Below are 22,920 nucleotides of genomic sequence, written 5' to 3' on the forward strand. Positions count from 1 at the left end.
TTGTCTTCACTCCAGTCCAAAGGCCAATCGCAGCGCACGGGCTGCGTCGGCATGGGCCTTGCGCGCCTCGGGGATGGCGCGGCCCATCTTGATGAATTCGTGGGTCACGCCCCGGTAGATGTCCAGGTCCACTTGCACGCCTGCCAGGCGCAGCTTGTCGGCGTAGGCTATGCCTTCGTCCACCAGCGGGTCACACTCTGCCAGACCGATCCAGGCGGGGGCCACACCATCGACATCCGGCGCATGCAGCGGGGCAAAGCGCCAGTCTTCGCGCTCGGCGCGGCTTTGCACGTAGTTGCCGAAGAACCAGCTGATGGCAGGCTCTTCCAGCACCAGGCCGCGCGCGAAGGTGGTGTGCGAAGGCGTGTCCTGGTGCGCTGCACAGCCGGGGTAGATCAGCAGTTGCAGCGCCAGTGGCAGGCCCGCATCCCGCGCCAGGATGGCGTTGACGGCGGCCAGCGTACCGCCTGCACTGTCGCCGCCCACGGCCAGCCGCTGGGGGTCTGCACCCAGGCCCCTGGCGTTGGCCACAAGCCACTGCAAGGCATCCCAGGCATCGTTGCTGGCCGTGGGAAAGCGGTGCTCCGGCGCCAGCCGGTAGTCCAGCGACACCACCAAACAACCGGCCAGGCGTGCCAGCTCGCGGCACAGAATGTCGTGCGTGGCGATGTTGCCAATGGTGAAGCCGCCGCCGTGCGTGTACAGCAGCACGGGCAAGCCCTTGTCGGTGCTGGGCGCGTACAGCCGTGCGGGCAGCATGGCGCCGTCGCGGGCCGGGATCTGCAGGTCCTCCACCCGCGCCAGTGCGGCCTTGGGCACCTCCAGCACATCCGCGCCCGCCTGGTAAGCGATGCGTGCCTCCTGCGGCGTGCGCGTGTGCAGCGGTGGGTGCCCCGCGCGGGCCATGCGTTCGAGAACGCTGCGCATCTGGGGGGTGAGACGGGTGTGGTGGATGTGCAGGTCGGTCAACGGTTGGGGTCTCGGCAAAAAAACAAAACGGCCCGCACGGCGGCGGGCCGCTCATCGGTGGCTTACTTGAAGGTCACGCGCACCGGTGCGGCGCCGGGCAGGCCATCGTAGGTGGCCGTCACCGACAAACCGGCCTTGGGTGGCAGCAGGGGCGAGAATGAGCCCAGGCTGATCAGATCGCCCGGCTGCATGGCCAGGCCTTCTTGCGCCAACGCGCCCGCCAGCCACACCACGGCATTGAGCGGATGCTCCAGGATGTCGCTGCCCTTGCCACCGCCCAGGCGCGCGCCCGCGCCATCGGTCAGCGACACGTTCATGTCGGCCAGCGCCTTCAGCATGGCAAAACGCTCGCCGCGATAGGCTGGCACAGCAATGGGTGTACCCGCCACGCCCAGGCGCGCGCCCACGTTGATGGCCGTCACGCCTGCGCCATTGAGCTTGGGCGGCGCCTGCACCATCAGGTCGGGCAATTCCATGAACGGGATGATCTGGTCCACGGCATCCAGCACGTCCATGGGGGTCTTGGCCTGGTTGATGGCGGCGCTTTTCACGCGCACCAGCATGTCGGCCTCGTACAGTGGGCGGGCACCGAAGGCCGCATCCACCGTGGCGCCACTGGGCAGCACCATGCCTTCGTAGAGCTTGCCCCAAACGGGTTTGTCGGTGTTGAAGCGCTTTTGCACAGCGGGGTTGGTCAGGCCCGCCTTGTAGCCAATCACCTTGCCCATGCGCTGTGCCAGCAATGCGTTGACCTTGCCGCGTGTACAGGCGCCGTCGGCGTCAGTGAGGTTCTCGGGGTTGGCGGCCGGGGTCTTGGCCACATAGTTGGCCACCAGGTCGGCGGCCTGCGCATCGGTCAGGCACTGGGCCTGGGCGCTTGTCACAGATGCGACGGCTACCAGGGCCGCCATCAGGGTTTGCTTCGTTTTCACGCGTGTCTCCTCCTTATAAAGTGAGCTCAGAACTCGTTTCAAGGGCTGGCGAGCTATCGTAATCGCTGGCACTCCCATTCACACATTCTGTTGCACCATGGCTTTCATCTACTACGTCACCCAGATCCAGTTTGAATTCGGCGCCGTCAAGCTGCTGAAACAAGAGTGCGAGCGTGTGGGCATCACCCGCCCTCTGATCGTGACAGACCCTGGCGTGAAGGCCGCAGGCGTGCTGCAAAAGGCGCTCGATGCGCTGCCAGATATGACGGTGGCCGTGTTTGACCAGACCCCGTCCAACCCCACCGAAGCCGCCGTGCGCGCTGCAGTAGAGATGTACAAGGCGCAAGGCTGCGACGGCCTGATTGCCGTGGGTGGCGGCTCGGCCATCGACTGCGCCAAGGGCATCGCGATTGCCGCCACGCACGAAGGCCCCCTCACCCACTACGCCACCATCGAAGGCGGCTCCCCGCGCATCACCGACCGCGCTGCGCCGCTGATTGCCGTGCCCACCACCAGCGGCACGGGCAGCGAGGTGGCACGCGGCGCCATCATCATCGTGGACGACCACCGCAAGCTTGGCTTTCACTCGTGGAACCTGGTGCCCAAGACGGCCATCTGCGACCCCGAACTCACGCTGGGCCTGCCCCCCATGCTCACTGCCGCTACGGGCATGGATGCGATTGCACACTGCATGGAAACCTTCATGTCCGCCGCGTTCAACCCGCCCGCTGACGGCATCGCGCTGGATGGCCTCACACGCGGCTGGGCGAACATCGAGCAAGCCACCCAAAACGGCAGCGACCGCGACGCGCGCCTGCACATGATGAGCGCCAGCATGCAGGGCGCCATGGCCTTCCAGAAGGGCCTGGGCGCGGTGCATTCGCTCAGCCACAGCCTGGGCGGCGTGAACCCGCGCCTGCACCACGGCACGCTCAACGCCATGTTCCTGCCCGCCGTGGTGCGCTTCAATGCGCAGGCGGAATCGGTGCAGAAGGAAAAGCGCCTGGAACGTATGGCCCACGCCATGGGCCTGGCAAGCGCAGGCGATATTCCCGAAGCCATCCGCGACATGAACGCCCGCCTGGGCCTGCCCACCGGCCTGGCCGCCATGGGCGTGAACGAGGCGATGTTCGACGACATCATCAAGGGCGCGATGGCCGACCACTGCCACAAGACCAACCCGCGCATTGCCACGCCCGAGGAATACCGCGACATGCTGGCGCAGTCGCTGTAAGGGCCTGCCCAAAGCGTATTGGTGATCTCCCTGCGGCGGCGCCACAGCACCTGGCGTGCCGCCGCCTCCAACGCACATAGAAGCCTTCCTGCCGTGGCCGCTCCTGCGGGATTGCGCTGTCCAAACCCATCTCACGCGATTCACTACGCGCTAGACTCCGACTCGTCAACAATTAATTAACAATTCATTACCCTGGTGGAGAGCCAGTTCAATGTCGTTCTGGCGCTGCCCGGAGACTTTGATCAGGCCCTGGGGGGAGGGCCACTGTCGATGCGCACCGGAAATCTCAGCACCTGGCTCCTGCGGGGCACCTATCCCCGGCTGTATGTGCCTATCGTGCTGATCATCGTGCTGGTCAGCACGGTGCGCTACCACTACCTGGTGGCCACAGAAACCGACGAGGTGCGCCGCCATGCCGCCACCGAACTGCGCCGTGCTGGGGATGCGCTGCTGCCGTCGCTGGCGGCCCTGCTAGCCTCGGACCGCCAGGCCCAGGCCACGCTGCTCAGCGAAGGGATTGCCAGCTTCGGGCCGGGCATCCATTCGCTGAAATGGCAGGTGGACAACGAGCCCGCCACCGAAGCCAGGGCGCCCCGCCTGCCCGCCACCGCGCCAGACTGGTTTGCCCAATGGGTCAACATTGCACCGCCCTCGCAGCAGTTCAGCCAGGCGTTGTCCAGCGGCGGGGCCTCCGGGCGCCTGACGGTGACGCTGCAGGCGGCCCCCCTCGTCGGCCAGGTCTGGAGCACGGTGGTGGTGCAGTTGCGCATCTCGGCCCTCAACATTTTCACCATCCTGCTGCTGCTCACCCTGCTGCTGCGGGCCAATGCCCGCATGCTGCGCCGCCTGGCGGAAGCCACCGATGCGTTCCGCCAGGGCCGCCTGGACACGCGCATGGAGGTGACGGGCACGCTCGAATCGCGCGCCATGGCGGCCACCTTCAATGACATGGCGGGCAAGGTCCAGTCGCTGGTGCTGTCGCTGCGCGAAACCCAGCAGCAGCAAAGCGAACAACTGCACTTCACACGCCAGCTGATCGACGCCCTGCCCCTGCCGGTGTTCGTGCGGGATGCGAAGGGTGTCACCCTGGAAGTCAACTGCGCCTGGCAGCGGCTTTTTCATGCCCCTGCCGGTGCTGGCAGCGCTCAGGCCTCGCCACCCGCGTATCCCCAGGAGCTGTCGCCCGAGCGCTCCACCCAGATCGCCCAGGCGCAGGACAACGAGATCCGCGTGCACCCGGCCAACCACCAGCCCCCAAGGGACATGGCCTACTACGAGGCCCCATTCACCACCACCCGGGGCACGCTGGCCGGCACCATTGGCACCCTGGTGGATGTGACCGAACGCAAACGCGCCCAGGAGGCCCTGCGCGCCGAGAAGGAACGCGCCGAGGTCACGCTCGCCTCCATCGGCGACGGGGTGATCACCACCGACCCCTCGGGCTGCATCGAAACCATCAACGAGGCTGCACAGCTCATGACCGGCTTCACCGCCGACCAGGCGCTGGGGCGGCAGCTGGACGACGTGTTTCGCCTGTATGAAGAGCTTGCCAGCCGCAACGCCAGTTCTGCGGCCGAGCGGGACACCGTGCCCGGCGCGCTGCAGCCGGTCACGCACGAGGTGCTGATCCACCGCTCGGGCGAACGCTACGCCATCGAGTACACCGCGTCAGCGATCCGCCAGGGCGATGGCACGGCCGCAGGCTGCGTGCTGGTGTTCCGCGACGTGACCGAAACCCGCAACCTGCGCCACCAGATTTCATGGCACGCACGGCACGATCCGCTCACCGGGTTGTACAACCGCGCCGCCCTGGCCGAGCGGCTGACCCATGCCATCTTCGTGGCGCGGCAAAAAGGGCTGCTGCTGGCGGTGTGCATGCTCGACCTGGACCATTTCCAGACCGTGAACGACGCCCACGGAAACCGCGTGGGCGACCGCCTGCTCAAGGAAACCGCGCGGCGCCTGGGCGCCTTCATCACGCCGCAGGACGCCGTGGCGCGCATGGGGGGCGATGAGTTTGTGCTGCTGCTGGGCGAACTGCCCGACATACCCGCCATCGAGGCGCGTGTGGACGTGCTCATGCAGCAGCTGGCCGCCCCCTACGCCATCGACGACCGCGTGCTGCACACCACCGTGAGTGTGGGCGTGGCCGTGTTTCCGCAAGACGACGCCAACCCCGACACCCTGCTGCGCCACGCCGACCAGGCCATGTGCCAGGCCAAGGGCTTCGGCCGCAACCAGATGCATGTGTTCGACGTGCAGCTGGACCACGCCGTGCAGACCCGGCACACCCGCCAGACCCGCGTGGCCCAGGCGCTGCACGCGGGCGAGCTGGTGCTGCACTACCAGCCCAAGGTGAACCTGCGCACCGGCGAAATCCTGGGGCTGGAGGCCCTGCTGCGCTGGCAACACCCCGAGCAAGGCCTGCTGGGCCCGCAGCATGTGCTGCCCCTGATCGAGGATGCCGAGCTGGAGGTGGAAGTGGGTGAATGGGTGCTGCGCCAGGCCCTGGCACAGATGCGGCAGTGGACGGACGCCGGCATGCTGTGGGAGGTGAGCGTGAACATCTCCGCGCCCCACTTTCACCGGGCCAATTTTGTGGAGCGGCTCAAGGACATCCTGCACACCTGCCCCGAGGTGTCGCCCACCCGCCTGGAGCTGGAAATCCTCGAATCTGCGGCCCTGCAAGACATGCAGTACATGCGCCACATGATGCAAAGCTGCCAGGCTCTGGGCGTGCGTTTTGCGCTGGACGACTTCGGCACCGGCTTCTCCTCGCTGTCTTACCTGAAGCGCCTGCCCGCCGAAACCATCAAGATCGACCAGTCGTTCGTGCGCGGCATTCTGGAAGACGGCGACGACCTCACGCTCGTGAGCGCCATCGTCGCGTTGGCCGCCGCCTTCCACCGGCATGTGGTGGCCGAGGGCGTAGAAACCGCCGAGCAATGCGCCAAGCTGCTGGAGCTGGGCTGCGAGCGCGCCCAGGGCTTTGGCATTGCACGGCCCATGCCTGCGCACGAGGTGCTGACCTGGGCCCGGGAGCACGCTGCTCGCCATGCGGCCCGGGCGGTGCAGGAGGCGGCGCGGCGGCCTGCCTCAACCTGAGCACTACAGCGGTTGCACTGCGTTCATGTCGGGCCGCACCAGCCACGCCTGCCACTCGTCCACCAGCTGCTGGCTGGCCCGCGTAGCCGCAAGCCAGGCCTTGGCGCGCGCGGCGCTGTCGGTGCCGTAGTGGGTGAAATCGTTGCGGTCGGGCAGCTTGGCGTTGGGCAAGGAGCGCACCCAGTCGGGGCTGGGCGACAGCACCACCATGTTGTCCAGCGCCGGGGTGGAACGGTGGCGCCACTTGAGTCCCTTGTCCAGCCAGCCGGGCACCACCTGGTGCTGGAAATGCGGGTACAGCACCAGGCCGGGCGAGGCAGTCGGGCCAGAATCTGGGGGTTTTTGGCCGCCAGCGCTTGTTGGATAAGCGCTGCCAGCTATTAATTCAATAGCGTTCTGCGATTGCTGACCGTAGGCGAGGTGCAGGTGGTAGTCGGTGATGCCCCCGTCCCAATACGCTCCACGGGGCGCACCCGGAATGTTGTGCACGGCCTGCAGCACAAACGGGATCGAGCAGCTGGCTTGCAGCGCTGGCATGAAGTTGCCGCCGTGCAGCAGCACCTGCCGCGTGCGGTAGTCCGAGGTGCCAAACGGCAATGCAGCGCACGCAGCACCAACGCTCACACCAACACCATCGGCCGTGGCTGCATCGGACGAGGAGAACACCACCCGCTCCAGCCACGCCCCCATCGCCTTGCGGTGCACCGTGTTCGTCAGAAACGCGCCCAGATAGCCCAGCGGCGTGGCCACGCGGTGCTCGCGCCCTAGCAGGTGCCGCCCGCGCGAGGTGACGATGTGCAGGCGGTAGCGCGGGTGGCTCAGCACCTCGTCGATGCGCCCACCATAGAACGCCTGCAGGTTCTGCCCAAACCGCTCGCTCACATGCGCGGCCGTGGGGCGCTTCTTGCCCGGCGGCAGGTCGTAGTGCTGGTGGATGTAGTCGTGCTCCAGCCGCTCGAAAGCCGCCACCGATTGCTGCAGGCAGGCCGTGGCCATGCGCCAGGCGCCGATCGAGGCGCCCACCAGATGCACCGGCTGGCTGGACTGGGGCAGCCACTCCCCAAAGATAAAACGGTCCAGCGGACCCAGGATCAGGCCCTTGGGGCCCCCTGCCGCCGCAGGGATCACGCCCACATCGCCGGGCTGCAGCCCGTGGTTTTCAAGGCGTTGGCGGGCGCGGGGGCCGGCATGGATGCGCAGGGCTTTCATGGGCGGCATTTTCGCAAAGCCGCAAGGCGGCTCAAAACCAGCTCTCACACCACGTAGTCAGCAGCCTCAGGCTTCGCAGTCCAGTCGATAGGGTCTTGCTGCAGCACCATGTCGATGTCCAGCCCCAGGGCCAAGCCCACTTCGCCAGGGAACGACACGGCCAGTTCCTTTTCGCCCAGTTCTGCCTCGCGCGCTCGGGCGCGCCAGGACGCAAGGTGGATCACGCCCGCGAGGGGCTCGTAGGCATTGTTGTCAAACGGCGCGCTCTGGTGGTGCAGGGCATCCACCACCACCTCGGGCAAACGCCAGCGGCGCGCCAGCCCGGCCGTCACATGGCCATAGCAGTAGCCAAAGATGCGCTGCTCGATCTTGCCGCGCCGCAGGTCAAACGGGGCCACCAGTGTGTTGACCGACTGGGCTTTGTCCGGGTCGGCCAGGTGGATCACCAGCTCGCCCAGCGCGTGCAGCAGGCCGGTGGTGTACGCAGCGGTCTGGTTCTGGTGCACGATGCCCGCCAGCGACCGTGCCAGCTTGGCCGTGTTGAGGCTGTAGCGCCAGAACTGCTGCATGTGCACGCCGGGCACCGAGCGCGACGCGGTGCCCAGCGGTGCCGACGTGACCAGTGCGCGAACCTGGGCAATACCCAGCAGTGCCAGTGCCTCGGGGATGCCGGCAATCTGGCGCGGTACCTGGAAGGTGTGGGAATTGGCCAGCTCCAGCAGCCGCCCGGCCAGGGCCGGGTCGGTGCCGAAAAGCTGGTTCAGACGCCGCAGGCTGGGCTCTTCATGCGCCAGCTCGCTCATCAGCAATGCCACCGTGCGCGGAAGGCTGGGCAGAGCTACGGGTTGGGCCAGCAGTGCGTTCAGCTCCATGGGGTCAGGCACCAGAGTTGGGGTTGCTGGCGATTATGGCCCCCAACCTGCCGCAAACCCAGGCCATCCCGCCGCAATCCGTCAACGGCCCTTGGCCTGTTGCAACTTGGCAAATGCCGACGCCATGGCCGACTGTTGCACAGGCTCGGGCGCGCGGCGCTGGGGTTGTGCATAGCCGCGGCCAGCCCCCTCAAAGCGGTTGTCGCGGGGTGCACCCCGGTCGCCGCCCTGGCGCGGTGGCGCGTCGCCCAGCTTCATCGACAGGCCGATGCGCTTGCGCTCCACGTCCACCTCCATGACCTTGACCTTGACGATGTCGCCGGTCTTGACCACTTCGCGCGCATCGTTCACAAACTTGTGCGCGAGCTGGCTCACGTGCACCAGGCCATCCTGGTGCACGCCCAGGTCGATGAAGGCGCCAAACTGGGCCACGTTGCTCACCGTGCCTTCCAGGATCATGCCTTCCTTCAGGTCCTTGATGTCCTCGACGCCGTCGTTGAAGCGCGCCACCTTGAAGTCCGGACGCGGGTCGCGGCCGGGCTTTTCCAGCTCGGCCAGGATGTCCTTGACGGTGATCACACCGAATTTTTCGTTGGCGAACAACTCGGGCTTCAAGGTCTTGAGCATGTCGGCGCGGCCCATGATCTCGGCCACGGGCTTGCCCGTCTTCTCCATGATCTGCTCGACCACGGGGTAGGTCTCGGGGTGCACGCCGGTCATATCGAGGGGGTTGTCGCCCCCCCGGATGCGCAAGAAGCCCGCGCTCTGCTCAAACGTCTTGGCACCCAGGCCCGCCACGTCCATGAGCTGCTTGCGGCTCTTGAACGCGCCATTGGCCTCGCGCCAGCGCACCACCGCCTTGGCCACGCTGCCCGACAGGCCCGAGACACGGCTGAGCAAGGGCACGCTGGCCGTGTTCAGGTCCACGCCCACCGAGTTCACGCAGTCTTCCACCACCGTTCCCAGCGTGCGCGCCAGCTCGCTCTGGTTCACGTCGTGCTGGTACTGGCCCACGCCAATGCTCTTGGGGTCGATCTTGACCAGCTCGGCCAGCGGGTCCTGCAGGCGGCGTGCAATGGATGCCGCGCCACGCAGGCTCACGTCCACATCGGGCATCTCTTGCGAGGCGTATTCGCTGGCGCTGTAGACCGAAGCACCGGCCTCGCTCACCACCACCTTTTCAATCACGCGGTCCACCTTGGCCGCCAGCTTGATCAGGTCGGCGGCCAGCTTGTCGGTCTCGCGGCTGGCCGTGCCGTTGCCAATCGCAATCAGGTTCACGCCGTGCTTCTCGGCCAGCTTGGCCAGGGTATGCAGCGAGCCCTCCCAATCGCGGCGCGGCTCGTGCGGGTAGACAGTCGCGGTTTCCACCAGCTTGCCCGTGGCATCCACCACGGCCACCTTCACACCGGTGCGGATGCCCGGGTCCAGGCCCATCACCACACGCGGCCCCGCCGGCGCGGCCAGCAGCAGGTCGCGCAGGTTGTCGGCAAACACCTTGATGGCCACCTTTTCAGCGTCGTCGCGCAGGCGGGCGAACAGGTCGCGCTCGGTTGAAAGGCTGAGCTTCACGCGCCAGGTCCAGGCCACACACTTGCGGATCAGGTCATCGGCTTTGCGGCCCTGGTGGCTCCAGCCCAGGTGCAGGGCAATCTTGCCTTCGGCCATGCTGGGCTTGCCGGGTTCGGGCTCCACGGGCAGCACCAGCTTGGCCTCCAGAATCTCCAGGCCCCGGCCCCGGAACACCGCCAGCGCGCGGTGCGAAGGCACGCGGCCGATGGGTTCGTCGTATTCAAAGTAGTCGCGGAACTTGGAGACCTCGGGGTCGTTCTCGTTCTTGGACTCGACCTTCTTGCTGCGCAGCAGCCCCTCGGCCCACAGCCATTCGCGCAGGTTTTGCACCAGTGCCGGGTCTTCGGCCCAGCGTTCGGAAAGGATGTCGCGCACGCCGTCCAGCACTGCGGGCACGGTCGAAAAGTCCGCGCCCGTCTTGCCATCGTCCAGCACCTCGGGCGGCTTCGTGAAGGCGGCAGCCTCCACTGCGGGGTCCAGCGTGGGGTCGGCAAAGAGCTTGTCAGCCAGCGGCTCGATGCCGAACTCGCGGGCCATCTGGCCCTTGGTGCGGCGCTTTTGCTTGAACGGCAGGTAGATGTCTTCCAGCTCCTGCTTCGTTGGAGCTGCGGCAATGGCAGCACGCAGCGCATCGGTCAGCTTGCCCTGCTCGTCAATGCTCTTGAGCACCGCAGCGCGGCGGTCGTCCAGCTCGCGCAGGTAAGACAGGCGGGCTTCCAGTTCACGCAGCTGGATATCGTCCAGCCCACCGGTGACTTCCTTGCGGTAGCGCGCGATAAAGGGCACTGTGGCGCCCCCGTCCAGCAGCTCCACCGCTGCGCGCACCTGCTGTTCACTAACCCTGATTTCTGCGGCCAACTGCCGGATGATCTGCTGCATGTGTGGGCAAACTCTCTGAGACTCGGTCAAACAAACGAACAAAAACGCGAAGCGCGGGAGTTTGCCACAGGCACTTGGGGGCGTACGGGTGCAATAGCCCGGATGGTCGTGCCGGGTCGGCATTCAAAAAGCCTCGGACTGACCGCAATGCAACGGAACGCCTTCTGGCCTGCACCTATTGCGCGGGCCGCAGATAAGGCGCATTCTGTAAAAGCCCCGTAAAAGTTGCTTTTGTATGTGAACAGGTAGACAGCCTCCCTTCTCATTTACACATCCACCTGCGGCCCCAAACCACGCACTTTGTGCCGGAGGATCTATGAGATTTGAATATCTGGTTCGAGGTTTTCAAGTTTTGGTGCGTCGCCGTTTTAGTGCAATGGCCTTCATCCTGCTGTGCGTCGCAGCGCCCCAGGCCTCTGCACTGATCATCGGGGAATTCCGGGTGCGCGGACCCAACGGCGCCAACGACGAATTCATCAAGCTCTACAACGAAACCGCTTCACCACTCACCGTGGTCGCCACCGGTACCGGCACCGGGTACGGCGTAGCAGCTTCTGATGGCACGCTGCGGTGTTCCGTCCCCAACGGCACCGTCATCCCTGCCCACGGGCACTACCTGTGCGTCAACAGCGTGGCCTACTCCATCGGCGCCTACCCCGCTGGCAATGGCACGACAGCCACAGGCGATGCCACCTACGTCACGGACATTCCGGACAATGCAGGGATCGCGTTGTTCAGCAGCAATACCCCCGCCGAGTTCTTGCTGGCCAACCGGCTGGATGCCGTGGGCTCTACTTCAGAAGCCAATACGCTGTACAAGGAGGGCGCTGGTTATCCTGCCTTGACACCCTTCTCCATCGACTACGCGTTCACCCGCGACATCTGTGGAAAACAGGGCTCTATCACGACCTTCACCGCATGCCTGACGACCGGCGTGGCGCTGGACACCAACAACAATGCCGTCGATTTCTATTTTGTAGACACCAACGGCACCTCGGCAGGTGCAGGACAGCGGCTCGGGGCACCATCGCCCTCCAACCTCAGCAGCCCGGTTATCGGCAGCATTGTCAGCCCTGCTTTGCTAGACCCTTGCGTTGCGCCGCCCACACCGCCCAACTCGGTGCGCGATTTAACGAGCGACCCTGCCAACAATTCCACCTTTGGCACGCTGGACGTCCGCCGGACCTTCACCAATACGAGTGGAGGCGATCTAACACGGCTGCGGTTCAAAATCATCGATCTGACGACGTTCCCCGCCCCGTCGGGTACCGCTGACCTGCGCCCCCGCACGTCTTCAAGCGTGGTAGTCACCGTAGACCGCGCACCGTGCGGCGCAGGCACCAGCAACGTGACCGTCGAGGGCACCACGCTGGAGCAACCGCCTTCGCAGCCCAACGGTGGCGGCTTCAACTCCACCCTGTCCGCCGGGGCCGTGACCTTGGGCACACCCTTGGCCGCGGGTGCCTCCATCGACGTCCGATTCCTCCTGGGCATCCAGCAAACGGGTAGCTATCGTTTCAGCGTCGTGATCGAAGGCCTTCCAGAAGGCGGTGGCATCTTTGAAGTGAGCGGCTGTACCGACGGCTGTCCGGTCGTGCAGTCCATCGTTCGCGCTGATGCGGACCCGACGGCAGCAGCGTCGGTGGACTACACCGTCACCTTTAGCACCCCGGTCACTGGTGTGGATGCGGCGGACTTCGCTCTGACAAGCACCGGAACCATTGCGGGCGCCTCCATCACCGGCGTCAGTGGCGCAGGCGCCGTCTACACCGTGACCGTCAATACTGGAACAGGCAACGGCACATTGCGCCTGGACGTGACTGACGACAATTCGATCAACGCGGGTGGCTCCCCTCTGGGGGGCGCGGGTGTGGGTGACGGGAACTTCACCACCGGAGCTTTCTACACCATCGCCCGGGGCGTAGCGCCCGTCAGCAACATCCCCACCTTGAGCGAATACGCCATGATGCTTCTGGGCTTGGCGCTCCTGGGCTCAGTATGGCTGCAACGCAAGCGGGGCAATCTCCGCTGATCTGCCTCGCTTGAAATAACTGCATCGGCAGGGACTCGACTGGCGCGCCTTTCTGGCGCGCTAGTCGTTTCTGGCGGTGGTATCGAAGCCTGCCGACACCACATTCCTCCAGACCGGTGCATGGCGAGCAAGACCCACGGCCCTGTAGGGGCTCCGCAAGAACGAACTCACAGAGCACTACTTTTCGCAGGCACTCTTAAAATGCGCAGGCCACCGAGCCCCAGTCCCCTGCATGGATGCCCCTTCCCTCTCTTTCCCTATCCGCACAGAATGCCCGCCGGGCGCCTGTGTCTGCGACCGGGATGCCCTGCTGCAATCCCCCGATGCCGTGCTGGAGGCACGCATCCTGCAACTCACCCAGGCTGAAGAAAAGAAGTTACTGCAGCGGCTGGAGAACATCACCAGCCTGAGCGACCTGCGGCGTTTGCAGGAGCGCATGGAGCAGCAGCTGGGCCTGCGCCTGACCATTGCCCCCAGCCCCAACGAGGTGCGCACCCTGCGCGGCATCACCATCCTGGTCCACGAGCAGCGCGGGCTGTGCCGCAAGACGCGCCAGGCCATCCCGGCCGCCATCAAGAAGGGCATGGACCAGCGGCCAGAGATCACGTACGAGCTGCTGAACGAAGGCGGGTTGTTCTCGGGGTTGTGACCCCACGCAGCCGCCCTTCACCCACCCGCCCTGCCCGCCGCATGCAAGACGATCTGTTCGGCAGCCCCGAAGCCTCCACACCTCCTGTGCCTTCGCGGCATTCCACCCGGCCGACCAAAGCCGATGCGCCCGAAGCCGCAGAACACGCCGCGCCGCCTGCCCCGCGCAAGCGCTCCAGCCAGGTAACCGCCATGGCGCACGACGATGCGCTCACCGCCCTGGCCGCCGCCTTGCCCCGGCAGTTGCGCCTGGGCACCTCCAGCTGGACCTACCCCGGCTGGAAAGGCCTGGTGTGGGAGGGTGAACATTCCGACGCGCAGCTGTCCAAACAAGGCCTGGCGGTATATGCCCAGCACCCGCTGATGCGCACCGTGAGCATTGACCGCAGCTTTTACCGGCCGCTCACCGTGAGCCAGTACGAACGCTACGCCTCGCAGGTGCCCGACGACTTCCGGTTTGTGGTGAAGGCACCAAGTGTGGTGACCGACGCCCTGGTGCGCAGCGAAGACGGCCGGGGCCGCCAGGCCAACCCAGCATTCTTGAGCCCCGAACTGGCCCGCAGCGAGTGTGTGGAACCTGCCCTGCAAGGGCTGGGGCACAAGCTGGGTGCGCTGGTGTTCCAGCTCAGCCCGCTGCCGCTGGCGCAGTTGGACCGCCTGCCGCTGCTGCTGGAGCGCCTGCGCACCATGCTGCTCGCCCTGCCAGCCCTCGCGCCCACGGCGCCCGATGGGGTGATTGCGGTGGAAGTGCGCGACCCCGAATGGCTGACCCCGGACTTTGCCGCCGTGCTGCGCGAAGCTGGCGCCACCTACTGCCTGGGCCTGCACGCCAAGATGCCGCCGCTGCAGGCCCAGCTGCCCATGCTGCGCGCGCTGTGGCCAAGCCCCCTGGTGTGCCGCTGGAACCTGAACCCGGTGCATGGCCCCTATGGCTATGAAGAGGCGGAGCGCCTGTACGCCCCCTACGACCGCCTACACCACCCCGACCGGCCCACCCGCGCCGAGCTGGCCAGCGTGATTGCGGGCATCACGCGCCGGGGGCAGAACGCTTTTGTGACCATCAGCAACCATGCCGAGGGCTGCGCGCCGCTGACGGTGCGCGGTGTGGCCGACGAAGTGGCTGCGGTGCTGGCGGCAGCGCCACGCTGATGTGCACGCGCACCAGCGACGTCCCTGCGGGTGAGTCTGAGCGCGGTGTGAGCCGGATGCGATGTACCGCTCTGGAAGGCGAAATACTCACATATTCATAGCTGCTAGCGCTTATCCATCAAGCGCTTGCGGCACGGACTAGGCATGCACCATCGCCCCGCGCCTGCCGCCCAGCGTGATCCACGCCAGTGCCACGCCCACCAGCGCCCCGGTGGCCATGCCGACTACCATGGGCAAGGGCTTGCCGGTGGCAAACAGGCCGACCACGCCCATGGCCAAGGCGCCCGTCAGCATCTGCAGTGTGCCCAGCAGGGCCGATGCCGTGCCGGCGATGGCGCCATGTTTCTCCAGCGCCAGCACCGAGGTGGTGGGGATCACCAGCCCCATGAGCGCGCTGGCCACAAAGTACAAACCGATCAGCACGGCCAAGTCATCGCCGCCCAGCAGGTAGTACAGCAGCAACGACGCCATGACCGCGCCCGAGGCCGTGGCCCCGACCTTCACCACCCGCACCATGCCAAAGCGCTCACCCAGCGTGGCGGTGAACTGGGAGGCGCCGATGAACGCCGCCGCGTTAACCCCAAAGGCCAGGCTGTACTGCGTGGGCGTCAGCCCGTAGTGGTTGATGAGCACAAACGGCGAGCCCGCCAGGTACACAAAAAACCCGGCCATGGCACAGCCGCCAATGAACACCAGGCCCAGGTAGTGCCAGTCGCGCAGCAGCAGCGCGTAGGCGCGCAGGGCGCCGCCCAGGCTGCTTTCCACGCGGTCGGACGCGGGGCGCGTCTCCTGCAAGCTGCCGTACACCAGCGCCAGCCCCGCTACGGCGGCCACAGCCACCACCCAGAAGACGCCGCGCCAGCCCGTGAGCGCAATCACCCCGCTGCCCGCCAGCGGAGCCAGGATGGGCGACACGCTGAACACCAGGATCAGCAGCGACATCAGCCGCGCTGCATCGGTGCCCGTGTGCAGGTCGCGCACCACGGCACGCGGTATGGCCATACCCGCCGCCGCGCCCAGACCCTGTAAAAAGCGCAGGGCCACCAGGGTTTCGATGTCACTGGCCAGCGCACACCCCACGCTGGCCACCGTGAACAGGCCCAGGCCAAAGTACAGCGGCGGCTTGCGCCCCACCATGTCGGAGATAGGGCCGTAGAACAGCTGACCAGCCCCCAGCGCCAGGAAAAACGCCGTCAGGCTCCACTGCACAGCGCCCACCGATGCCCCCAGGCTGGCGCCAATATCGGGCAGCGCGGGCAGGTACATGTCGATGGCAAAGGGGCCGATGGCCGAGAGCAGGCCCAGGATGAGGGCCATTTTGAGGAAGCGGGAAAAATGCATAGCCGCCCATTGTCACCATTTCGGTGCATGGACTCGGGTAAACCCTGAATGAATGGCCAAAAGCGCTACCCGGGCACGGCAGGTACTGCGCCCACCCTTCAGTCCGGAGCCAGTTCGATGCGGTTGCGCCCGGCCTGCTTGGCGCGGTACATGGCGCGGTCGGCGCGGCGCACCAGTTCTTCGGGGGCCTGGTCACGCTGGGGCACCAGGCTGGCCACGCCAAAACTCACGGTAACGATCCCAAAGGGTGCCCCCTCATGCGGCAAGGCCAGCGCCTGGATGGCCTGCTGGATCTGGCGGGCCACTTCCATGGCAGCCTGCGCATCCGACGCCGGCAGCAGCACCACAAACTCCTCGCCACCAAAGCGTGCCGCCAGATCACCCTCGCGGCGCCCGCCGGTTTGCGCCAGGGTCAGGGCCAGCGCCTGCAGGCAGGCATCGCCCGCCAGGTGACCATAGTGGTCGTTGAAGTGCTTGAACACGTCCACGTCCAGCATGATCAGCGAGAGCGGCGTCTGCGCCCGCTGGGCGCGGGCCCATTCGTGCGCCAGGGTCTGGTCAAAATGGCGGCGGTTGGCAATGCCGGTGAGCCCATCGGTGTTGCTGATCAGTTGCAGCCGCTGGTTGGCCTGCGCCAGGGCCTGGGTGCGCTCTTCCACCAGCGCCTCCAGCTCCAGGTTGCGCTGCTGCAGGCGGCCTACCGGGTACACCTCGCCGTCACGCGCCAGGCCGTAGGGGATGGAAATGCTGCTGTGGGCAATCTTCCAGTCGCCCTCCTCATGGCGAAACACCAGCACCAGCCGCGCGGTCTCGCGGGCAAACAGTGCGTCAGGAATGGGCAGCCGGATGTGGAAAAACGCCGTGACGGCCACCACGTCATCGCTCAGTTCCTGGGGGAAGAGGTCCACCACGTCAATGCCGATGCGGCCGGGCACCTGGGCAAAGTCCTGCAAGGTGACGTCAACCCAATCGCTACGGCTCTTGACGAGCTGGTCGCTGCTGCCCGCAAAGCCGCTGAAGTTGTCGCTGAAACGGGTGACAAGCCTTGCATCCCGTGCGGCATACATTTCGATGTATTCATCAAACAACAGGCGGATCAGTCGCTGGCGTTCCGGTGACATGGGCGGGTTCCTCTGGAGCAGCGTTGGGGTGGTGCGTGCGGCCTGCTGTGCAGGCGGGGCTGGGCGCTCTGATGAATGTAGCACTGCGTGCGCGTGCTGTGCCCCCTGGACGGCCCGGAACACCCAACACTCTGATGACGCGGTTGCAAGCGTTGGGTACACGTGAAGGGCCCGTTGGAGTCGAAATCCTCGGCACTGCGCTCGCACTAGACGCTCAAGGCCCGAGTGTTGATTTCCACGCAAACCTAACCCACCATTTCCATCTCGATCTGACCCACCCTGGTTCGTGAACTTCACGCTCACGTTGTGGATAAGTTCTTGGTCGCCTTCTCCTTCTTGGTGGTCTGTGGTGGTTGCTGTGCGGAGCTGTTCTTGAACCTGTAGCTGTCGTTGCCGGTTTCCAGAATATGGCAGTGATGCGTGAGCCGGTCCAGCAGTGCCGTGGTCATCTTCGCATCTCCGAACACATTGGCCCACTCGCTGAAGCTCAGGTTGGTGGTGATCACGACGCTCGTGCGCTCGTACAGTTTGGACAGCAGGTGGAACAGCAAGGCTCCTCCAGAGGCACTGAATGGCAGGTAGCCCAGCTCGTCCAGAATCACCAGATCGGCATAGGCCAACCGGTGGGCCAACTGTCCGGGCTTGCCGTTGGCCTTCTCCTCCTCCAACGCATTGACCAGTTCCACCGTGGAGAAGAACCGCACCCTGCGGTGATGGTGCTCGATGGCTTGCACCCCGAGGGCTGTGGCGATGTGGGTCTTGCCCGTCCCCGGTCCACCCACCAGCACCACGTTGTTGGCGTCCTCCAAGAATTCACAGCGGTGCAGCTGGCGCACCAGCGCCTCGTTCACCTCACTGTGGCCGAAGTCAAACCCAGCCAGGTCCCTGTACGCCGGGAACCTGGCCACCTTCAATTGGTAGGCCACCGAGCGCACCTCCCGCTCGGCGGTCTCGGCCTTGAGCAGTTGGGACAGGATGGGCTGTGCTGCATCAAAGGCCGGTGCACCTTGCTCGGCCAGCTCAGCGACAGCCTGGGCCATGCCGTGCATCTTGAGCTCGCGCAGCATGATCACGATAGAAGCGATGGCAGGGTCATGACGCATAGCGCACCTCCCTCAATTGGTCGTAACGACGCACATTGGCTTGGGGTTCCACCGCCAGCTTGAGGGCCTGCGGCGATGTGACCGGTGCTGGAGCGGGCTTGCCGTCCAGCAAGCGGTGCAGCACGTTCAGGATGTGCGTCTTGCTGGCAGCCCCTGACTCCAGTGCCAACTCCACTGCAGCGAGCACAGCCTGTTCATCGTGGTGCAGCACCAGTGCCAGTACCTCCACCATCTCCCGGTCGCCGCCGGGTTGCTTGAGCAAGGTGGCCTGCAGTCGCTTGAAGGCCGCTGGCAGTTCCAGGAACGGCGCGCCATTGCGCAAGGCCCCGGGCTTACGCTGCAGCACCGCCAGGTAGTGGCGCCAGTCGTACACTGTCTGTTCCGCACCATGGTGGTTACGCTCGATCAAGCGCTGGTGCTCGCACACGATCTGGCCTTCGGCCGCGACCACCAAGCGATCCGCGTAGACCCGCAGGCTCACGGGTCGGTTGGCGAATGGCGCCGGCACGCTGTAGCGGTTGCGCTCGAAGTGGATCAGGCAGGTGGGAGAGACTCGCTTCGTGTGCTCAACAAAGCCATCGAAGGGACGCGGTACCGGCATCAAGGCAGCCCGCTCCGCGGCCCAGACATCCGCAACGGTACCCGGCAGCTTGCCGTGCTCGATCTCGTGCCACAGGGCCACACAACGCTCCTGAAGCCAATCATTGAGCTCCACAAGGCCAGGGAATGGCGGCACGACCTGCCACAGGCGATGGCGGGCATCGCGCACGTTCTTCTCCACTTGGCCCTTCTCCCAGCCCGACGCGGGATTGCAGAACTCGGCCTCGAACAGGAAGTGGCTGACCATGACCGCAAAGCGCGCATTGACGTCGCGCTCCTTGCCACGGCGCACCCGGTCTACGGCGGTGCGCATGTTGTCGTAGATGCCACGGCGGGGTACACCGCCCAGGACTACGAACGCATGGTTGTGGGCATCGAACAGCATCTCATGCGTCTGCAAGGGATAGGCGCGCAGGTAGAACGCTCGGCTGTGGCTGAGCTTGAAGTGGGCTACCTGCAGCTTGGTGCGCACGCCGGCGAGAACAGCCCAGTCCTCGCTCCAGTCGAACTGGAAGGCCTCACCCGGACCGAAGGCCAAGGGAACGAAGGTGCCGCGCCCGGTGGTCTGCTGCGCCACGAGGCGCTGCTCTTGCCAGATCCGGGCGAAGGCCGCTACGCGGTTGTAGGAGCCGCCGTAACCGAGCGCCTGCAGATCGATGTACATCTGCTTGACGGTGCGCCGCTGCTTGCGTGAGCGCCCCGCCTCGGTCTTGAGCCAGCCCGAGAGCTTCGATGCGAAGGGATCGAGCTTGGAAGGACTGACTCGCTTGGCGTAGTGCGGCTCGGCCTCGCCTGCGCGCAGGTACTTGCGGATGGTGTTGCGCGAGAGGCCCGTGCGGCGGGCGATCTCCCTGATGGACAACTGCTCTCGCAGGGCCCAGCGCCTGATGACACTCAGTGTTGCCACGTCTATCACTCCTGGTCTCCTGCTGCTCAGCAAAGCAGCAGGTTAGGGTTAGTACGTGGATCAGATTTAGATGGAAATCCTGGCGGTTAGTGGGTCACTTCTGCGTGGAAATCAACACCCAGGGCCATGGTGTGCGTAAGCCCATGCGTGCGCCCCCTATCGCACCAGCGATACGACCCCCACCAGCAACGTGATCAAGAGTGCAACGGTCACCACATGTTCGGCCACCAGGGTCTGCAGCCATGCAGCACCAGCGAGCAACTGGTCCACCGGCCCGCGCAAGGCGCCGCAGTGCGCCAAGTGTTCACCCAGGTGGGAAAGCTCCAGCAGCGATACGTCTGCCGGCTGCCCGACGCAAGACGTGTCCCACGCAGAGGCAAGGGTGGATGGATGGGACATAGGCGGCTCCTGGTACACAAGTGAATGGCGCCACCGCGTTGCGGCAGCGCTCTGATCCTCTTGTACAAGGGGCTGGGGCCGCGAGTCTGTACGCTGTCGAACAGACCACCAGAGAGGCCTTTTTCAGCCCAAAGGCAACCCACCAAGAACTGAAACGATCAGTTACCAATCAAAGAGCGATGGTGTTCCACCCGGGCACACGCCTTCAATCTGCAGCATGCGCAGCTTGGTCAGCGCGCCGCCTCCGGCCGAAAAGCCGCCCGGCCGGTCACCCGCAGCCAGCACCCGGTGGCACGGCACCACGGGCGCAAACGGGTTCAGGCCCAGCGCCTGCCCCACGGCGCGCGACAGGCCCTTGCTGCCGATCTGTTCGGCCACCTCGCCATAGGTGCGCGTGCGGCCCGGCGGGATGGCCCGGGCAATGGCATACACCTGCTGGTGAAACGGCGAAATGCCGGACATGTCGAGCGGCACCTCGCACAGGTCGCGGGGCTGCCCCGCCAGCAGCGCCTGGATGCCTTCGATAGCGCTGCGCACGGGGGCGGGAGGCTCCCCAGACTGCGCGCAGTGTGAATGGCTGCGCAGCAAACGCGCCCGGGTCGCCTCGGCATCCGCCTCGGGCAACTGCACGGCCACGATGCCGCCCGGGCCCCAGGCAATGCCGCAGGTGCCGATGGCGGTGTCGAACAGCGCATGGCCGTGGCCAGGGGCGGCATCAGGCACAGTGCGGGCCCCTCCTTGCAGGTTTGGCACTCACTACTCTTTTTATAGCTACCATCGCTTACTGGATAAGCGCTAGAGGCCAATTTTTCTCATATTTTCGGCACCAAAGCATGCGCGTGCGCCATCAATCGGCCCGCAGCGCCGCGCGCAGTTGCGCGCCCAGCTCGGGCTTGGCGGCAAACGGGTCGGTGGGGTTGCGGCCCATCATCACGTCTTCCATGCGCGTCTGCACCGAAGCCAGGGCCTTGGGGTGGCTGTAGATGTAGAACTGGCCTTGAGCCGCTGCGTCGAACACTTTTTGCGCTACCTCGGCGGCGGTCACCTTGCCGCTGCCCACGGCCTTGTCGCTCATGGCCTGGCCGATGAGCTGGCTCTTGGTGGGCTTTTCGGCAGGCAGGTCGCCGGGGCGGTTGCGGTGGCTTTGGTTGATGCCGGTGGGCACAAAGAAGGGGCACAGCACGCTGGCGCCGATCTGGTCAGTGACCAGCGACAAATCCTGGTACAGCGTTTCCGACAGGCTGACCACTGCGTGCTTGCTCACGTTGTAGATGCCCATGTTGGGCGCCGCCAGCAGGCCCGCCATGCTGGCGGTGTTGATGATGTGGCCGCGCCAGGCCGGGTCGGCCTTGGCCGCTGCCAGCATCATGGGCGTGAACAGGCGCACACCGTGCACCACGCCCCACAGGTTCACGCCCAGCACCCATTCCCAGTCCTTGACGGAGTTCTCCCACACCAGCCCGCCCGCGCCCACACCCGCGTTGTTGAACACCAGGTGCGGCGCGCCAAAGCGCTGCTGCACATCGGCGGCCAGCTGCTCCATCTGCGCAGCGTTCGATACATCCACCTTGCGGGCCAGCACCTGGCTGCCTGCGGCCTGCATCTCGGCAGCGGCGGCGTCCAGCGCGTCCTGCTGCACATCCACCAGCACCAGGTTCATGCCGAGGCGGGCACCGATGCGCGCGCATTCCAGGCCAAAGCCCGAGCCTGCGCCGGTGAGGACGGCGGTTTTGCCGGAAAAGTTGTCGATCATGGTTTTTGTCTCCTTGAGTCCGTAACAATTTAGAGCGTTGGGTTGAAACTGGCGGGGCCCACGCCGGGGACGCCGAGCAAGGGCCGCCCCGCAGCGAGGGCGTCGTCCCCCTTCCCGGCGAAGCCGAGAGAAGGGGGAAGCGGCGCAGCCGCTCAGGGGGTTGCTCTTAAAACATACCCAATGCGCGGGAAGTGCACATGCACCGTACCCGCGCGCGGGTCGGTACGCCGCAGCGTGTAGCGGGTGCGGGTGGCAGCAATCAGCTCGCCCTCGGTGGGCTCCGTGCCAAAGCTCTCGGCGGAAATCGTGACCTGGCTGCCCAGCGGGATGCCGTGTTCGTCCTGGAACACGTCGTCCATCAGGGGCAAAGGGTCCATGCCCGCAGCCACCGTAATGGCGTCCTGAGCGCTGAACTTTTCCATACGACCATGGCCCAGCGCTGCGATGCGGTCCATCCACTCCAGCACGGCGGGGGTGGCGGCAAAGATGTCGGCCATCACCGGCACACACTGGCGCGTGAACCACAGCGGGTGGTAGGCCGCAAAGTCGGCCAGGCAGGGCTCGGCACCAAACAAAAAGTCGTGCTCCTCGGCCATGTGGGCGATGCGGCGCAGGTACGAGCGGTAGGCAGCCGTCGCGTCGGCCGGTCGCAGGCGCTGCATGCCCGCGCTCATCTCGCGGCGGTCTTCGCCAAACACTTGCGCGGCGGCAGGTGGCAAGTTGGCAAACAGCACCGCAGCGCCTTTGGGCTGCAGGTTGTAGGCCATGGCGGCCCAGAACAGCGTGCTATCCGCCCACTGTGCAAACACACGCGCCACGCCCTTGAGGTGCGGCGGGTACAGCACCGGCTCGGGCTGTTCATGCTCCAGCACATCGCAGATGAGGGCCGAATCGCAATAGATGTCGGCACCGATCTGCAAGAACGGCGTCTTGCGGTAACCCCCCGTCAGCGCCACCACATCGGGCTTGGGCATGACGCTGGGGATGATCACGGACTTCCAGGCCAGCTGCTTGAAGCCGAGCACCGCGCGGATCTTTTCGGAGAACGGCGACGAGGGGTAGTGGTGCAGGATGAGGTGGGACATGGGGTTCTCC

At 65.7% G+C, this 22,920-nt stretch carries 18 protein-coding genes; 5 read left to right on the forward strand and 13 right to left on the reverse strand.

Features of this window, described 5'->3' with window-relative positions:
• Positions 1-6: 6 nt before the first annotated feature.
• Both ACODS0_RS04080 and ACODS0_RS04085 read right to left on the reverse strand, forming a co-directional pair.
• A complete protein-coding gene (locus ACODS0_RS04080; RefSeq protein ID WP_488833261.1) occupies positions 7-927 on the reverse strand; it encodes an alpha/beta hydrolase in 921 nt (306 codons plus the stop codon).
• Positions 928-1,031: 104 nt separating this feature from the next.
• Positions 1,032-1,901: a 2-keto-4-pentenoate hydratase gene (locus ACODS0_RS04085; RefSeq protein ID WP_436129125.1), complete on the reverse strand. Its 870-nt coding sequence runs from the start codon at positions 1,899-1,901 to the stop codon at positions 1,032-1,034.
• Between the two features lie 97 nt (positions 1,902-1,998).
• Here ACODS0_RS04085 and ACODS0_RS04090 point away from each other — a divergent pair, with 97 nt between their 5' ends.
• Positions 1,999-3,135: an iron-containing alcohol dehydrogenase gene (locus ACODS0_RS04090; RefSeq protein WP_488833006.1), complete on the forward strand. Its 1,137-nt coding sequence runs from the start codon at positions 1,999-2,001 to the stop codon at positions 3,133-3,135.
• Positions 3,136-3,405: 270 nt separating this feature from the next.
• A complete protein-coding gene (locus tag ACODS0_RS04095; RefSeq protein ID WP_488833265.1) occupies positions 3,406-6,240 on the forward strand; it encodes a bifunctional diguanylate cyclase/phosphodiesterase in 2,835 nt (944 codons plus the stop codon).
• Positions 6,241-6,243: 3 nt separating this feature from the next.
• Here the strand turns inward: ACODS0_RS04095 and ACODS0_RS04100 are convergent, their stop codons facing one another.
• From ACODS0_RS04100 to ACODS0_RS04110, 3 genes are all read right to left on the reverse strand, one after another.
• Positions 6,244-7,449, reverse strand: a complete 1,206-nt coding sequence (locus tag ACODS0_RS04100) for a phospholipase (RefSeq protein ID WP_488833007.1) — start codon at positions 7,447-7,449, stop codon at positions 6,244-6,246.
• A gap of 44 nt (positions 7,450-7,493) precedes the next feature.
• Positions 7,494-8,321, reverse strand: coding sequence for an HDOD domain-containing protein (locus ACODS0_RS04105; RefSeq protein ID WP_121420356.1), 828 nt, complete (start codon positions 8,319-8,321; stop codon positions 7,494-7,496).
• A gap of 81 nt (positions 8,322-8,402) precedes the next feature.
• Positions 8,403-10,772 (reverse strand): Tex family protein, encoded by a 2,370-nt coding sequence (locus tag ACODS0_RS04110; protein ID WP_055393981.1) that lies wholly within the window; start codon positions 10,770-10,772, stop codon positions 8,403-8,405.
• A gap of 376 nt (positions 10,773-11,148) precedes the next feature.
• Here ACODS0_RS04110 and ACODS0_RS04115 point away from each other — a divergent pair, with 376 nt between their 5' ends.
• The 3 genes from ACODS0_RS04115 to ACODS0_RS04125 all read left to right on the forward strand — a co-directional run bounded on the left by ACODS0_RS04115 (position 11,149) and on the right by ACODS0_RS04125 (position 14,601).
• The gene (locus ACODS0_RS04115) at positions 11,149-12,804 is read left to right on the forward strand and encodes an IPTL-CTERM sorting domain-containing protein (protein WP_488833010.1); all 1,656 of its coding nucleotides are present in this window, start codon (positions 11,149-11,151) and stop codon (positions 12,802-12,804) included.
• A gap of 232 nt (positions 12,805-13,036) precedes the next feature.
• The gene (locus ACODS0_RS04120) at positions 13,037-13,453 is read left to right on the forward strand and encodes a hypothetical protein (RefSeq protein WP_057224757.1); all 417 of its coding nucleotides are present in this window, start codon (positions 13,037-13,039) and stop codon (positions 13,451-13,453) included.
• A 41-nt stretch (positions 13,454-13,494) separates the two neighbouring features.
• On the forward strand, positions 13,495-14,601 hold the full coding sequence (locus tag ACODS0_RS04125; RefSeq protein ID WP_488833011.1) for a DUF72 domain-containing protein: 1,107 nt from the start codon (positions 13,495-13,497) through the stop codon (positions 14,599-14,601).
• A 138-nt stretch (positions 14,602-14,739) separates the two neighbouring features.
• On the opposite strand, the gene ACODS0_RS04130 is transcribed toward ACODS0_RS04125, so the two are convergent.
• From ACODS0_RS04130 to ACODS0_RS04165, 8 genes are all read right to left on the reverse strand, one after another.
• Positions 14,740-15,942, reverse strand: coding sequence for a multidrug effflux MFS transporter (locus tag ACODS0_RS04130; protein ID WP_488833013.1), 1,203 nt, complete (start codon positions 15,940-15,942; stop codon positions 14,740-14,742).
• Positions 15,943-16,040: 98 nt separating this feature from the next.
• Complete coding sequence (locus ACODS0_RS04135) at positions 16,041-17,063, reverse strand: GGDEF domain-containing protein (protein WP_121420361.1); 1,023 nt, start codon at positions 17,061-17,063, stop codon at positions 16,041-16,043.
• Positions 17,064-17,362: 299 nt separating this feature from the next.
• Positions 17,363-18,166, reverse strand: a complete 804-nt coding sequence (istB, locus tag ACODS0_RS04140; protein WP_116750439.1) for an IS21-like element ISThsp10 family helper ATPase IstB — start codon at positions 18,164-18,166, stop codon at positions 17,363-17,365.
• A complete protein-coding gene (istA, locus tag ACODS0_RS04145; RefSeq protein ID WP_488833016.1) occupies positions 18,156-19,682 on the reverse strand; it encodes an IS21 family transposase in 1,527 nt (508 codons plus the stop codon). The genes istB and istA overlap by 11 nt, the downstream gene beginning before the upstream one ends.
• A 147-nt stretch (positions 19,683-19,829) precedes the next feature.
• On the reverse strand, positions 19,830-20,072 hold the full coding sequence (locus ACODS0_RS04150; RefSeq protein ID WP_121506159.1) for a hypothetical protein: 243 nt from the start codon (positions 20,070-20,072) through the stop codon (positions 19,830-19,832).
• Positions 20,073-20,234: 162 nt separating this feature from the next.
• Positions 20,235-20,795, reverse strand: a complete 561-nt coding sequence (locus tag ACODS0_RS04155) for a methylated-DNA--[protein]-cysteine S-methyltransferase (protein WP_488833018.1) — start codon at positions 20,793-20,795, stop codon at positions 20,235-20,237.
• A gap of 124 nt (positions 20,796-20,919) precedes the next feature.
• Complete coding sequence (locus ACODS0_RS04160; RefSeq protein ID WP_431149488.1) at positions 20,920-21,825, reverse strand: SDR family oxidoreductase; 906 nt, start codon at positions 21,823-21,825, stop codon at positions 20,920-20,922.
• Positions 21,826-21,977: 152 nt separating this feature from the next.
• Complete coding sequence (locus ACODS0_RS04165; RefSeq protein ID WP_431149489.1) at positions 21,978-22,910, reverse strand: glutathione S-transferase family protein; 933 nt, start codon at positions 22,908-22,910, stop codon at positions 21,978-21,980.
• Positions 22,911-22,920 lie beyond the last annotated feature (10 nt).

The sequence above is a fragment of the Acidovorax sp. FG60 genome (assembly GCF_057808995.1).